This window comes from Pseudooceanicola batsensis HTCC2597 (assembly GCF_000152725.1).
GTDB lineage: Bacteria > Pseudomonadota > Alphaproteobacteria > Rhodobacterales > Rhodobacteraceae > Pseudooceanicola > Pseudooceanicola batsensis.
The window spans coordinates 1,465,279-1,478,391 of the sequence record NZ_CH724131.1 but is presented as its reverse complement, the minus strand read 5'-3'; the positions used below and the strand labels follow the sequence as shown (position 1 = coordinate 1,478,391).

Here is a 13,113-nt window from a genome sequence, read left to right as displayed (position 1 = left end):
ATTCTGCCGCATTCCTGACCATTCTCGATCCCGCCCGAGGGCGAAGCCGCTTATGGGCTTCCCCCGGGCTCGGACCGGTGGTTAGGATCGGACCGGACGGGCCTCCGAGGCCCGAGAAGGAGGTCCCGCACATGCCCACCCAGATTTCCCGCGCCGATTACGCGGCCATGTTCGGCCCGACCACCGGCGACCGCCTCCGGCTGGCCGATACCGACCTGGTGATCGAGGTGGAACGGGATCTCACCACCTATGGCGAAGAGGTGAAGTTCGGCGGCGGAAAGGTCATCCGCGACGGCATGGGGCAATCCCAGGTCACCCGCGCCGAGGGGGCGGTGGACACGGTGATCACCAACGCGCTGATCCTCGACTGGACGGGGATCTACAAGGCCGACGTGGGTCTCAGGGACGGGCGCATCGTCAAGATCGGCAAGGCGGGCAACCCCGACACGCAGCCCGGCGTCGACATCATCGTCGGGCCGGGGACCGAGGCGATCGCGGCAGAGGGCCGTATCCTCACCGCCGGGGGTTTCGACAGTCACATCCACTTCATCTGTCCGCAGCAGATCGAGGACGCGCTGCATTCCGGCCTGACCACCATGCTCGGCGGTGGCACCGGCCCGGCGCACGGGACGCTGGCCACCACCTGCACGCCGGGGCCGTGGCATATCGGCCGGATGCTGCAGGCGGCGGATGCCTTCCCGATGAACCTGGCCTTCGCGGGCAAGGGCAATGCCTCGCTTCCCGACGCGCTGGTGGAACAGGTCAAGTGGGGCGCCTGTTCGTTGAAATTGCACGAAGACTGGGGGACGACGCCCGGCGCCATCGACTGCTGCCTCTCGGTCGCGGACGACTATGACGTCCAGGTGATGATCCACACCGACACGTTGAACGAATCCGGTTTCGTCGAGAACACGGTGAAGGCGATGAAGGGTCGCACCATCCACGCCTTCCACACCGAAGGGGCAGGGGGCGGCCACGCGCCCGACATCATCAGGATCTGCGGCGAAGAGCATGTCCTGCCGTCCTCGACCAACCCGACCCGCCCCTTCACGGTCAACACGCTGGACGAACATCTCGACATGCTCATGGTCTGCCATCACCTCGACAAGTCGATCCCCGAGGATGTGGCCTTCGCCGAAAGCCGTATCCGGCGCGAGACCATCGCGGCCGAGGACATCCTGCACGACATGGGCGCCTTTTCGATCATCGCATCGGACAGCCAGGCCATGGGCCGGGTGGGCGAGGTGATCATCCGCACCTGGCAGACCGCCGACAAGATGAAGAAGCAGCGCGGCCGGTTGCCCGAAGAGACGGGTGAAAACGACAATGCCCGCGTCCGGCGCTACGTGGCGAAATACACGATCAACCCGGCCATCGCCCATGGCATCGGGCACGAGATCGGGTCGGTCGAGGAGGGCAAGCGCGCCGACCTCGTCCTCTGGACACCCGCCTTCTTCGGGGTCAAGCCCGAGATGGTGCTGATCGGCGGCACGATCGCGGCGGCGCAGATGGGGGATCCCAACGCCTCGATCCCCACGCCGCAGCCGGTCTACAGCCGGCCCATGTTCGGCGCCTTCGGCCGATCGGTCGAGAAGTCCGCCGTCATCTTCGTTTCCGCAGCGGCACAGGCCGAGGGCGTCCGCGATACGCTCGGCCTCGCCAAGGAGACGGTGGCGGTTCTCAATACGCGCAGTATCGGCAAGAAGGATCTCAAGCTGAACGACGCGACACCGCAGATCGAGGTGCATCCCGAAACCTACGAGGTGCGCGCGGATGGCGAGTTGCTAACCTGCGAACCGGCCGAGGTTCTGCCGATGGCACAACGCTATTTCATGTTCTGAAGGATGACTTCGGCCGTCGCCCACCCCTCAGCGCCACAGTCTCGCCGCGTTGCAGCATTCGCATGGCGGAGTTGCCGGAATGAGCGTGGTAAGGTCGCGCCTGCTGACCTATCTTGCTGCCAAGGGAGGAAACCGAAACGCACAATGATCGAGGTTTCCAATGGCAAACGTTACGACACATATCGCGGACACAGGTTTCCGCAGCAGCCTTTCGAGCATGTTCGGTGCCATCGGCCGCAGCATGACAGCCTATATGGAACGCCGTTCGCGCACCGACCAGGTTCAGGCGCTGATGGCCAAATCGGATGCGGAACTGGCCCGGCTGGGCATCACCCGCGACGGCATTCCGGCCTACGTCTTCCGGGATCTCTTCTACGTCTGATCCCGGCGCGGCCCGTACGCGGAAGGGCGGTCGCATGACCCCCTCCGCGACGGCCACGACGGTGCTGCGCGCCTTTGCGCGGAGCGACAGGGAGGCGACCGACCGGGTCCGTCTCGATTACGAGGGGAGGTTTCTGCGCCGCAAGGTGCTGCGAACCCTCGGCGACCGGACGTTCCTCGTCGATCTTCCGGAAACGATCTCCCTCGATGAGGGGGACTGTTTCGTTCTCGGCGATGAGACCCTGATCGAGGTCATCGCCGCCGAAGAGGCGCTGCAGGAAGTCCGCGGCCCCGATCTCATCCGTCTCGCCTGGCATATCGGCAACCGCCACACGCCCTGCCAGATCGAAGCTGACCGCCTGCTGATCCAGCGCGACAGGGTGATGGCCGACATGCTTGCGCGGCTGGGGGCCCGCCTCTCCGAGGTGACGGAGCCCTTCACGCCCGAAGGCGGCGCCTACGGGTTCGGGCGCACGCACGGACACGATCACGGCCATGGTCATGTCCACGGGGGCAACGGCCATGACGGCCGGAATGTCGCGGGTACCGCCGATGACGCCCCCTGATCCCGTGCTCCTGCTGCATCAGTGGCTCAGCCCTGCCTTCCCGGTCGGCGCCTTCGCCTGGTCCCATGGGATCGAGGCGGCAATGGCGCAGGGAGACATCCGCGACAGGGAGAGCGCGCAGGACTGGATCGCGACGGCGCTGGAACACGGGTCCGGCCGCTCCGATGCCGTCCTTGTCGCCGCCGCCTGGCGCAGCACCGGCCCGGCGGACCTCGCCGCGCTCGCCGAACTGGCCTGCGCCCTGTCGCCCGGCGCCGAGCGGCTGGCCGAGACCCGGGGCATGGGGGCCGCCTTCGCCCGCGCGGTCCGGGAGTTGCACCATTTCGACCTTCCCGACGCGCCCTATCCTGTCGCCTTCGGGCGCGCCGCCCGGCTGGCCGGGGCGCCCCTGCCGCTGGTGCTCTCGCTCTTCCTGCAGGCCTTCGTCGCCAACCTCGTCTCGGCCGCGGTGCGGCTGGTGCCGCTCGGGCAGACCGACGGGCAGCGCATCACGCTCGGCCTTGCGCCGCTGATCCGCGGGATGGCCGAACGCGCCGAACCCGGCGATACCGACCGGATCGGCAGTGCGGCGCTACGGGTCGACCTGGCGTCGATGGCGCACGAAACCCTGCCGACGCGTCTCTTCCAGAGCTGAAGGCGCCGGTACTTGCCACGGTCGTCCGAATGCCGTCACATTCCCCCGGTCCCCAGAGCAGGAGCAAGCGCATGCCTTCCCCCCACGGTCCCCTTCGCGTCGGTCTCGGCGGCCCGGTCGGCGCCGGCAAGACGACCCTGACCGCCGCCATTTGCCGGGCGCTGCGCGACCGGCTGTCGCTCGCCGTCGTCACCAACGACATCTACACGCAGGAAGACGCCGAGGCGCTGGTCCGCATGCAGGCGCTGCCCTCGGACCGGATTCGCGGCGTGGAAACCGGGGGTTGCCCGCATACCGCCATCCGCGAGGATGCCTCGATCAACCTCGCCGCCATCGCGGATCTCAACCGGGCCTTCCCCGATCTCGATCTGATCCTCGTCGAATCGGGCGGCGACAACCTTTCCGCGACCTTCTCGCCCGAACTCGTGGACATGACGATCTACGTGATCGACGTCGCCGCGGGCGAGGAGATCCCCCGCAAGGGCGGGCCCGCGATCACCCGGTCGGACGTTCTGGTGATCAACAAGATCGATCTCGCGCCCCATGTCGGCGCCGATCTCGCGGTGATGGAGCGCGACGCCGCCGCGCAGCGCGGCCCGCGTCCCTTCGTCTTTACCGACCTCAAGAGGGGGCAGGGGCTCGACAGGGTGCTCGACCTGCTCGCCGGGATCGGCGGCCTCGGGATAGGCGCCGTCGCAGAAACCACCTGACATTTCTTCTTGATGCAAATATCCTCGGGGGTCCGGGGGCAGACAGCCCCCGGTCCGACCTCAACCGCCTCGCAGGAGGCCCCAATCCGGGCTGACACGGCTTGAGCACGCTCGCCCCCCGCGCCAGACATCGCGACGGCATCGATCTGCGCCCGGTCGGCTACGTGATCGGCCTGCTGGTGGCCTGTCTGGGCCTGACCATGCTCATCCCGCTTGCGGTGGACATCGCCGAGGGCCGCGGCCACTGGCCGGCCTTCGCGGAAAGCGCCGTGCTGACCTTCGCCATCGGCGGCCTGACGGCGCTGGCCTGCCAGAACGGCACGCAGGAGGGGCTGACCCTGCAGCAGACCTTTCTGCTGACCACCGGGGTCTGGGCGGCGCTGCCGCTTTTCGGGGCGCTGCCCTTCATGCTGGGCGAGACCCAGGCCAGCTTTACCGACGCCTTCTTCGAAGCGATGTCCGGGCTGACGACGACCGGGGCGACCGTGTTCTCGGGGCTCGACACGATGGCGCGCGGGCTGCTGCTCTGGCGCGGCATCCTGCAATGGCTGGGCGGGGTCGGCATCATCGTCGTGGCCATGGTCTTCCTGCCGGAACTCAGGGTCGGCGGGATGCAGATCTTCCGGTCCGAGGCCTTCGACACCATGGGAAAGATCCTGCCCCGCGCCACGACGATCGCCGCGCAGATATCGGTGGTCTACGTGGCGCTGACCGTGGTCTGCGCCTTCACCTACCTGTTCCTCGGGATGGGGGCATTCGACGCCACGGTCCATGCGCTGACCACGGTCTCGACCGGCGGCTTTTCCACGCGCGACGCCTCGTTCGGGGCCTATGCCGGACCGATGGAATATGCCGCCTCGGTCTTCATGATCCTCGCGGCGCTGCCATTCGTCCGCTACGTCCAGCTGCTCAACGGCAACCGCACCGCGCTTTTCAAGGACAGCCAGGTGCGGGCCTTCATGCTGACCATCCTGGTCTTCGTCGGGGTCACGTTCCTCGGGCTGCTGCACATCTTTCCGCGGCACTGGGAAACCTCCCTGCGCGAGGCGCTGTTCAACATCACCTCGATCATGTCGGGTACCGGCTACGCGTCGGCCAACTACATGGGCTGGGGGTCCTTCCTGATCACCATATTCTTCTTCGTGGGGCTGGTGGGCGGCTGTGCGGGATCGACCTCGTGTTCGGTCAAGATCTTCCGCTACCAGATCCTCTTTGCCGCGATCCGCACGCAGATCAAGCGGGTGCACCTGCCGCACGGACGCTTTTCTCCCAAGTTCGACGGGCGGCCGATCTCGGGCGACGTGATGAGCTCGGTCATGTCCTTCTTCGTCTTCTTCGTGGTCTCCGTGGGGCTGCTGGCGGTCGGGCTGGCTCTGACGGGGCTCGACTTCACCACCTCGATCAGCGGGGCGGCGGCGGCCATCGCGAATATCGGTCCCGGTCTGGGCGAGATCATCGGGCCTGCGGGAAACTACGGCCCGCTCAACGACACCGCCAAGTGGATGCTGAGCATCGGCATGCTCTGCGGGCGGCTCGAACTGCTGGCGGTCTACGCCATGCTGACCGTGCAGTTCTGGCGGGCATGACCCGCGACCTCGCGCCTCTCGCGCGGCGCACGCGGGAGATCTACGAGCGCAACGCGGCCCGGTTCGATGCCGAGCGCTTGCGGACGGGGATCGAGAGCGCCTGGCTCTCCGAGTTCACCGAGGGTCTGCCCGCCGGCGCACCGGTACTGGATCTGGGATGCGGCGCGGGAGAGCCGGTCGCGGCCTGGCTGATCGGCGCGGGTTTCGCGGTCACCGGCCTGGACATCGCCCCGGCGATGCTCGCCCTCGCGCGGCGCCGGTGGCCGGCCTGCCGCTGGATCGAGGGTGACATGCGGGGCCTCGACCTGGGCGAGACCTTCGACGGGATCCTCGGCTGGCACAGCTTTTTCCACCTGACGGCAAAGGAGCAGCGCGAGGCCCTGCCGGCAATCGCCGCCCATTTGCGTCCCGGCGGTGCCTTGATGCTGACCGTGGGGCCCGAGGCGGGGGAGGTCGCGGGCCGGGTCGGGGACGATCCGGTCTACCATGCGAGCCTGTCCGAGGCCGAGTACGGCGAAATCCTGGCCGGGCAGGGGATCCGCATAGCCCGGTTCGTGCGCGCCGATCCCGGCTGCGACGGCGCGACGGTGCTGCTGGGCCGGAAGGCGGCTATTCCCAGCAGCTGACCAGCGCGGTCATCGCCATGCCGACGCGGGTGATGTCCTCGGGGGCCATCGCGCGATCGGTGTCCGCCGCCACGGCCGAGAGACCGGCCTCGCCCAAGACGCCGACCAGAACCTGTCCGTCGACGGCAAAGCTCACCTCCGGCGGGAGCTGGCGCCCCGCCTTTCCGGCGGGCATCAACATGCCGATGACGGCGCCGCTTTCATCGATGACCGGGCCGCCCGCATCGCCGGGCAGGGCGGAGAGGGACAGGCGCTCGATCCAGTCCTCGCCGGCCAGGCCCTGCAATTCCTCGACCTTGCCGAAGTTCAGGGTCGGCGCGGCCAGCCGGCCCTCGTAGGGGTAGCCGGCGACCGCCACCTCGCTTTGCAGGCGCGGGATGGCGGTCGAGAAGCGGGCGTACCCCAGTGGCGCGATACCCTCGGTCGGCTTCAGCAGGGCGACGCCGGCCGTGTCGTCACGGGCAACGACCTCGGCATCGACCTTGTTGTCCAGCGTGATCCGGCCACAGCTGCCGACGGCCTCGGCCACGGTCAGGGCATAGCCGCGGTCGTTGACGTAGAACCCCGAGCGCGACAGGACCGGCTTGCGAATTTCCAGACCCGAGAGCAGGTCGATGCTCTGGCTCTCGTCCGCCCCCATGGCCGAGGGCATCACCACGCCCTCGATCCGCTCGAAACTCTTCTGCATTTCGCCCAGCAGCCTGCTGCGCCGTTCCTCGTCGCCCGAGGGCCAGACCAGCGTCCAGCCCTTGATCCGCCCGTCGCGCAGCGTCACCTCGGTATGCGACACGATCCGGGCATTCTCGCCGACGATGGTGAAGCCGTCGCTCCGGCGCTCGCGCGGGCCGTCCTCGGGGACGATGGCGAGGGTCTGCAGGATGTCGTAGAGACCGAAGAGCGTCTTCTGGTCCCCCTGCTGCGAGATCAGGATCACCCGGGCGTCGATGTCGCCGGTCGGGTTGTAATGCGCGAAGGGGGCTTCGTAGCGGTCGAAGGCCACGACGCCTGTGGGGATGAGCATGCGGATGCCGGCCGTATCGTCGGTGACGCGGCGCAGGTCGAGCCCCTCAAGCACGGCGTTGTACTGCCGCATCAGGGCGGCCCGCTGCCGGGTGGTCAGCACGCCGGTGCGGTCGTATCCGTTGTTCTCCTGCCAGGCGGCCATGGAGCCGCGGGTGCCGCGTCCGAAGGCGCCGTCGATGGCGCTGTTGTAATAGCCCGCCCATTTCAGCGCGACCTGAAGCTCCATGCGTTCGTCGCGGCTGAGCAGGGCCTCGCTCCGGCGGGCCTCGGCGGGTGTCTCGTCCGGAACGGGCTCGGGTTCCGGAGCGGGGGCGGGCTCCGGCCGGGTCTCCGCGACCTGTTCGGAGGCCCGGTCCGCCGGTGCCGCATCTGCCGGTGCCGCATCGTCCGTGGCCTGCGGCGCCGCCGCGGCCGCCTGATCCAGACTGTTCGCGCCACGCGGCCAGAACTGCTGCCGGAAGGCGCTGGAAAAGGCGATGTAGCTGTCGCGGGGGATCGCGCCCTCGGCGCGCAGGACCTGCAGGACGCGGGTCGCATCCTCGCGGGTGTAGGGCCCGAGGGCGATGCCGTACCAGCCGCCGCCGAGGGCAAAGCCGTTCACGTCCTGAAGGCGGTCGGCATAGCCGCGGATCGCATCCTCGGCCAGGGCGATCGACGGCTGCGCCTCGATCTGGACCCAGACGAGGTCATCCGATTGCGCACGGACCGAAACGGCCTGAACGTGCAACGCGACGATCAGCGCGGACGCTAGTCGGAGGAAGTGACGGAACATGCGGAAGCCTCTGCCCAGTGTTTTTGTGATTTGTCGTGGGAAACTTTTAGCAAATCCCCCGGGCCATGCACCCAAATAATGCGTCCCGGGCCAATTGACCCCGCCGGGGCGCGACCTTAGGAAAACAGCGCCGACCGGACAGAGGACGCATCATGGCCCGCACCGCCGAGACCCCCCGTTCCTTCCAGGAGATCATCCTGAGGCTTCAGACCTACTGGGCGTCCAGGGGCTGCGCCATCATGCAGCCCTACGACATGGAGGTCGGCGCGGGGACGTTCCACCCGGCGACGACGCTGCGTTCGCTGGGGTCGCGGCCCTGGGCTGCGGCCTATGTGCAGCCCTCGCGCCGGCCGACCGACGGGCGCTACGGGGAAAATCCCAACCGGTTGCAGCATTATTACCAGTACCAGGTGCTGATCAAACCGTCGCCGCCCGACCTGCAGGATCTCTACCTCGGCTCGCTCGAGGCCATCGGCATCGACATGGAGATGCACGACATCCGCTTTGTCGAGGACGACTGGGAAAGCCCCACGCTCGGCGCCTGGGGGCTGGGCTGGGAGGTCTGGTGCGACGGGATGGAGGTCTCGCAGTTCACCTATTTCCAGCAGGTCGGCGGGCATGACTGCCACCCGGTCTCGGGCGAGTTGACCTACGGGCTGGAACGGCTGGCGATGTACGTCCTGGGGATCGACCACGTGATGGACATGCCCTTCAACGATCCGCAGGCGCCGATCGCGCTGAGCTATGGCGACGTTTTCCGCCAGACCGAGCAGGAGTATTCGCGCTGGAACTTCGATGTGGCCGACACCGACATGCTGCTCAAGCATTTCGAAGAGGCCGAGGCCGAATGCAACGCCATCCTGTCGCAGGAGGCGGTCGATCCGAAGACCGGCAAGCGCATCGTCATGGCCCATCCGGCCTATGACCAGTGCATCAAGGCCTCGCATCTCTTCAACCTGCTGGATGCGCGCGGGGTGATCTCGGTCACCGAGCGGCAGGCCTATATCGGGCGGGTGCGGGCGCTCGCGCGGAAATGCGCGGATGCGTTCGTGCAGACCGAGGCCGGTGGATGGGTGCCGGACGAGGTGCCGGCCTGATGGGCAAGTTCCTCGCCGCGCTGATCGTGGTTTGCGCCATCGCGGCCGGGGCGGGCGTCTACTATACCCAGGTCTACGGGTTCTACGAGACGGTCGAGGCCACCGGCGCGGATGTCGTCCTGACCACCTCGGCGGGCGAAGAGGAGCGTCTGCCGCATCGCGCGTTCGAAGGGATCGACGCCTCATCGTCCCCCATCCGCTACCGGGCGTGTTTCGTGACCGACCGGTCGCTCGACGCGCTGAGCGCCGACTACGTGCGCTATCCGCAGGCCGAGCCGCTTCAGGCGCCGGGATGGTTCGACTGTTTCGACGCCCGCGAGATCGGAGAGGCGCTCGAGGCGGGCGAGGCGCGGGCCTTCCTCTCGGTCGAGAACGTGGAATACGGGATCGACCGCGTGGCGGCGGTGCTGCCGGACGGGCGCGGGTTCGTCTGGCACCAGATCAATCGCTGCGGCGAGGTCGTCTTTGACGGCCGGCCCGCCCCCGAGGGGTGCCCGGAACCACCTGCCTGACGACAATTCCGCCCGCCGCAATCCGGTCACCGGGGAACCACCGTGCCCGCCCTCTGTTGATCCTCGAACGGAGGGCGCATCATGCCACAGGAAGCTGCACCGAAATGGGTCAAGCCCGTCATGCGGATCGGCTATGCCGCGCGCGGCGTGACCTATCTGATGATCGGCGGGCTGGCCGTGCTCGCCGCCTGGACCGGCGGCCAGGCCGAGGGCACCAAGGGCGCGCTGGCGCAGCTGCGGGACGAGCCGCTGGGGCTGACTGCGCTGATCGCTATCGGGATCGGCCTGCTGGCCTACTCGGTCTGGCGCCTGATCTGCGCCTGGTATGATCTCGAGGATCAGGGCAGCGGGTTCAAGGCGTTCATCGCGCGTACCGGGCAGGCGGTCACGGGGTTGATCCATCTCGGGCTCGGCATCTCGGTCCTGCGTCTCGCACTGGGGTCGGGCGGCGGCCAGGACGGATCGGCACCGCAGAGCCTGACCTCCAGGCTGCTCGCGATGGAATACGGCAAGATCATCGTCATGGGGATCGGCCTCGTCGTGATCGGCGCCGGGATCTACTACGGCTACAAGGGCATCGCCGAAAAGTACAAGGAACACATTCGCCTGACGCGGGTGACGGAACGGCTGGATCCGGCGCTGAAGGCCGGTCTGGTCGCGCATGGCATCGTCATCGCGCTGATCGGCGGCTTTCTTCTCTATGCGGGGCAGACCACCGATCCGGGCGAGGCCGGCGGCATCGGCAAGGCATTCCAGGTGGTACGTGAACAGCCCTTCGGCCGGATCCTGCTGGGTCTGCTGGGGCTGGGTACCGTCGGGTTCGCCATCTACTGCTTCGTCGAGGCCTGCTACAGGATCATCCCGCGGCTGGCAGGCGACGACATCTCGTCGCTGGCCACGCGGGCCAAGGCAAAGGCCGAACAGAAGGCGCGCCAGGCCACGGCCTGACATTCCCGCCCGCACCGCTCCGGTGCGGGCGCATATCCGCTGGACCCTGTGCGCGTCTCCCGCTATCCACCCTCCGACGGATGGGCGGAGCACGGACCCGCCGCATCCCCGATGCGTGACAGGCCCGAAAGCGACCCTATGCCCGACCTTCTGATCGAACTCTTCTCCGAGGAAATCCCGGCACGGATGCAGGCCCGGGCCGCGGCGGATCTCAAGTCCCGGATGACGGACGGCCTGGTCGAGGCCGGGCTGACATACGGCGGGGCCGCCTCATTCCATACGCCGCGTCGCCTATGTCTGGCCATCGAGGGGCTGCTGACCGAGTCGCCCACGCTGCGCGAGGAACGCAAGGGCCCCCGCGTCGACGCGCCCGAGAAGGCGATCGAGGGCTTCCTGCGCGGCGCCGGCGTCGCGAAGGAGGATCTGCAGGTTCGGGACGACAAGAAGGGCCAGGTCTACGTCGCGCTGATCGAACGTCCGGGGCGCCCCGCGGCCGAGATCGTGGCCGAGGTGCTCACATCGGTTATTCGCAATTTTCCGTGGCCAAAATCCATGAGGTGGGGTAGCGGCAGTCTGAAATGGGTAAGGCCGCTGCACTCCATCCTCTGCATTCTCAGCGACGAGAGCGGCGCGGCGACCGTCCCGATAGAGCTGGACGGGCTGACCGCCACGGACCGGACGCACGGTCACCGCTTCATGGCGCCGGGCGCGTTTTCCGTCACGGGTTTCGAGGATTACACCACAAAGCTCAAGCGCGCCTGCGTGGTTCTCGACGCGCAGGAGCGTGCAGATCACATCTGGCAGGACGCCACGAACCTCGCCTTTGCCGCCGGGCTCGAGGTGGTCGAGGACCGTGGGTTGCTGTCCGAGGTCGCCGGCCTTGTCGAATGGCCGGTCGTGCTGATGGGCGACATCGATCAGGAGTTCCTGGGCCTGCCGCCCGAGGTGCTGCAGACCTCGATGAAGGAACATCAGAAGTTCTTTTCCGTCCGCAACGCCCGGACGGGCCGGATCGAGAAGTTCATCACGGTCGCCAACCGGGAAACCGCCGACGACGGGGCGACGATCCTCGCCGGCAACCAGAAGGTGCTGGCGGCGCGGCTCTCCGACGCCCGTTTCTTCTGGGAAAACGACCTGCGCATCGCCCGCACCGCGGGCATGGAGGACTGGGTCGCGCGGCTGGCCAACGTGACCTTCCACAACAAGCTGGGCAGCCAGGCCGCGCGGATCGACCGGATCGCCGCGCTGGCGCGGGACATCGCGCCGACAGTCGATGCCGATCCCGCGCTCGCCGAACAGGCGGCACGGGTGGCCAAGGCCGATCTCTCGTCCGAGATGGTCTATGAATTCCCCGAACTTCAGGGCCTCATGGGCCGTTACTATGCCGAGGCCGCCGGCCTGCCGGATCAGGTCGCGCGGGCGGCAGAGGAACATTATTCCCCGCTCGGGCCCTCGGACGCGGTGCCTTCGGCCCCGGTCAGCGTGGCGGTGGCCCTGGCCGACAAGATCGACCTGTTGACCGGCTTCTGGTCCATCGACGAGAAACCGACGGGTTCCAAGGATCCCTTCGCCCTCCGCCGCGCGGCGCTCGGCGTGATCCGGCTGGTGCTGGCAAACGGCCTGCGGGTCGATCTCGACCGGTTCTTCGATGCCCAGATCCTGCGCCACCGGCTCTCCGATGGGGCGGCCGCCGACCAGGCGCTGCTGGATGACCTGCTCGGGAAGATCGCGCATCACGGCATGTCCGGGGCCCCGGTGCGCGCGCTGCTCGACAGTGTTGAAGACGCGCCGGGCTGGCTTGCAGCGGTGTCCGAGCACGATCCCGAGTTGGGCGCCGACCTGCTGGCATTCTTCCACGATCGCCTCAAGGTGCACCTGCGCGACGAAGGCATCCGCCACGACGTGATCGACGTGGCCATCGCCATGCCCGAGAAGTCCGACCTGGCGCTGGTGGTCCAGCGGGCCGAGGCGCTGTCGGCCTTCCTCCGGACGGAGGACGGCGAAAATCTCGTGCAGGGATTCAAGCGGGCCAACAACATCCTCACCCAGGCCGAGGACAAGGACGGCGTCGCCTACGAATTCGGGGCGGATCCGAAATTCGCCGAGGACGCCAGCGAAACGGCTCTGTTCGAGGCGCTGGAGAGGGTCCGGCCGCGCATCGAAACAGCCATGGCGCAGGAGGAGTTCGAGGCCGCGCTTTCGGATCTCGCGACGCTCCGCGCGCCGATCGACGCCTTCTTCGAAGCGGTGCAGGTGAACGCCGAGAACGAGATCGTGCGGCGGAACCGACTCAACCTCCTGTCGACGATCCGGACGACCTGTCTGGCGGTGGCCGACCTGACGCGGCTCGAGGGCTGAGCGCCAGCTTTTCCTTGCCCCGAACGGCGAGCGGCGTATTCTGCCCCGATCAGAAGGAA

The 13,113-nt window shown here is 67.8% G+C and carries 12 protein-coding genes; 11 read left to right on the top strand and 1 reads right to left on the bottom strand.

The window, feature by feature from the left end; genetic code table 11:
• Nucleotides 1–131: 131 nt before the first annotated feature.
• The 7 genes from ureC to OB2597_RS10990 all read left to right on the top strand — a co-directional run bounded on the left by ureC (nucleotide 132) and on the right by OB2597_RS10990 (nucleotide 6,344).
• On the top strand, nucleotides 132–1,841 hold the full coding sequence (ureC, locus tag OB2597_RS11020) for an urease subunit alpha (RefSeq protein ID WP_009805639.1): 1,710 nt from the start codon (nucleotides 132–134) through the stop codon (nucleotides 1,839–1,841).
• 253 nt (nucleotides 1,842–2,094) lie between these two features.
• Nucleotides 2,095–2,223 carry a hypothetical protein gene (locus OB2597_RS22655; RefSeq protein ID WP_274377788.1) on the top strand — a complete coding sequence of 43 codons (129 nt, stop codon included), beginning with the start codon at nucleotides 2,095–2,097 and terminating at the stop codon, nucleotides 2,221–2,223.
• Nucleotides 2,224–2,257: 34 nt separating this feature from the next.
• Nucleotides 2,258–2,788 (top strand): urease accessory protein UreE, encoded by a 531-nt coding sequence (locus OB2597_RS11010; protein WP_009805637.1) that lies wholly within the window; start codon nucleotides 2,258–2,260, stop codon nucleotides 2,786–2,788.
• Nucleotides 2,775–3,422 carry an urease accessory protein UreF gene (locus OB2597_RS11005; RefSeq protein ID WP_009805636.1) on the top strand — a complete coding sequence of 216 codons (648 nt, stop codon included), beginning with the start codon at nucleotides 2,775–2,777 and terminating at the stop codon, nucleotides 3,420–3,422. The genes OB2597_RS11010 and OB2597_RS11005 overlap by 14 nt, the downstream gene beginning before the upstream one ends.
• Nucleotides 3,423–3,493: 71 nt before the next feature.
• Nucleotides 3,494–4,132 (top strand): urease accessory protein UreG, encoded by a 639-nt coding sequence (gene ureG / locus OB2597_RS11000; protein ID WP_009805635.1) that lies wholly within the window; start codon nucleotides 3,494–3,496, stop codon nucleotides 4,130–4,132.
• 101 nt (nucleotides 4,133–4,233) lie between these two features.
• Nucleotides 4,234–5,718, top strand: a complete 1,485-nt coding sequence (locus tag OB2597_RS10995; RefSeq protein ID WP_009805634.1) for a TrkH family potassium uptake protein — start codon at nucleotides 4,234–4,236, stop codon at nucleotides 5,716–5,718.
• The gene (locus OB2597_RS10990) at nucleotides 5,715–6,344 is read left to right on the top strand and encodes a class I SAM-dependent methyltransferase (protein ID WP_009805633.1); all 630 of its coding nucleotides are present in this window, start codon (nucleotides 5,715–5,717) and stop codon (nucleotides 6,342–6,344) included. The genes OB2597_RS10995 and OB2597_RS10990 overlap by 4 nt, the downstream gene beginning before the upstream one ends.
• On the opposite strand, the gene OB2597_RS10985 is transcribed toward OB2597_RS10990, so the two are convergent.
• Complete coding sequence (locus OB2597_RS10985; RefSeq protein ID WP_009805632.1) at nucleotides 6,328–8,139, bottom strand: trypsin-like peptidase domain-containing protein; 1,812 nt, start codon at nucleotides 8,137–8,139, stop codon at nucleotides 6,328–6,330. The two genes, OB2597_RS10990 and OB2597_RS10985, sit on opposite strands and share 17 nt — an antisense overlap.
• Before the next feature lie 152 nt (nucleotides 8,140–8,291).
• Here OB2597_RS10985 and OB2597_RS10980 point away from each other — a divergent pair, with 152 nt between their 5' ends.
• From OB2597_RS10980 to glyS, 4 genes are all read left to right on the top strand, one after another.
• A complete protein-coding gene (locus OB2597_RS10980; protein ID WP_009805631.1) occupies nucleotides 8,292–9,236 on the top strand; it encodes a glycine--tRNA ligase subunit alpha in 945 nt (314 codons plus the stop codon).
• Nucleotides 9,236–9,748, top strand: coding sequence for a DUF6446 family protein (locus OB2597_RS10975; protein WP_040609270.1), 513 nt, complete (start codon nucleotides 9,236–9,238; stop codon nucleotides 9,746–9,748). Before OB2597_RS10980 ends, OB2597_RS10975 begins: the two co-directional genes overlap by 1 nt.
• Before the next feature lie 81 nt (nucleotides 9,749–9,829).
• A complete protein-coding gene (locus OB2597_RS10970) occupies nucleotides 9,830–10,696 on the top strand; it encodes a DUF1206 domain-containing protein (RefSeq protein ID WP_009805629.1) in 867 nt (288 codons plus the stop codon).
• A 138-nt stretch (nucleotides 10,697–10,834) separates the two neighbouring features.
• Nucleotides 10,835–13,054, top strand: a complete 2,220-nt coding sequence (gene glyS, locus OB2597_RS10965; protein ID WP_009805628.1) for a glycine--tRNA ligase subunit beta — start codon at nucleotides 10,835–10,837, stop codon at nucleotides 13,052–13,054.
• The last annotated feature ends 59 nt before the right edge of the window (nucleotides 13,055–13,113 follow it).

Bases quoted from the DNA above. Each gene is read 5' to 3' on its own strand.
- OB2597_RS10970 (WP_009805629.1), top strand. From the start codon at position 9,830: ATGCCACAGGAAGCTGCACCGAAATGGGTCAAGCCCGTCATGCGGATC.
- ureG (WP_009805635.1), top strand. From the start codon at position 3,494: ATGCCTTCCCCCCACGGTCCCCTTCGCGTCGGTCTCGGCGGCCCGGTC.
- OB2597_RS10980 (WP_009805631.1), top strand. From the start codon at position 8,292: ATGGCCCGCACCGCCGAGACCCCCCGTTCCTTCCAGGAGATCATCCTG.
- OB2597_RS10985 (WP_009805632.1), bottom strand. From the start codon at position 8,139: ATGTTCCGTCACTTCCTCCGACTAGCGTCCGCGCTGATCGTCGCGTTG.
- OB2597_RS22655 (WP_274377788.1), top strand. From the start codon at position 2,095: ATGGAACGCCGTTCGCGCACCGACCAGGTTCAGGCGCTGATGGCCAAA.
- ureC (WP_009805639.1), top strand. From the start codon at position 132: ATGCCCACCCAGATTTCCCGCGCCGATTACGCGGCCATGTTCGGCCCG.
- OB2597_RS11005 (WP_009805636.1), top strand. From the start codon at position 2,775: ATGACGCCCCCTGATCCCGTGCTCCTGCTGCATCAGTGGCTCAGCCCT.
- OB2597_RS10990 (WP_009805633.1), top strand. From the start codon at position 5,715: ATGACCCGCGACCTCGCGCCTCTCGCGCGGCGCACGCGGGAGATCTAC.
- OB2597_RS11010 (WP_009805637.1), top strand. From the start codon at position 2,258: ATGACCCCCTCCGCGACGGCCACGACGGTGCTGCGCGCCTTTGCGCGG.
- glyS (WP_009805628.1), top strand. From the start codon at position 10,835: ATGCCCGACCTTCTGATCGAACTCTTCTCCGAGGAAATCCCGGCACGG.
- OB2597_RS10975 (WP_040609270.1), top strand. From the start codon at position 9,236: ATGGGCAAGTTCCTCGCCGCGCTGATCGTGGTTTGCGCCATCGCGGCC.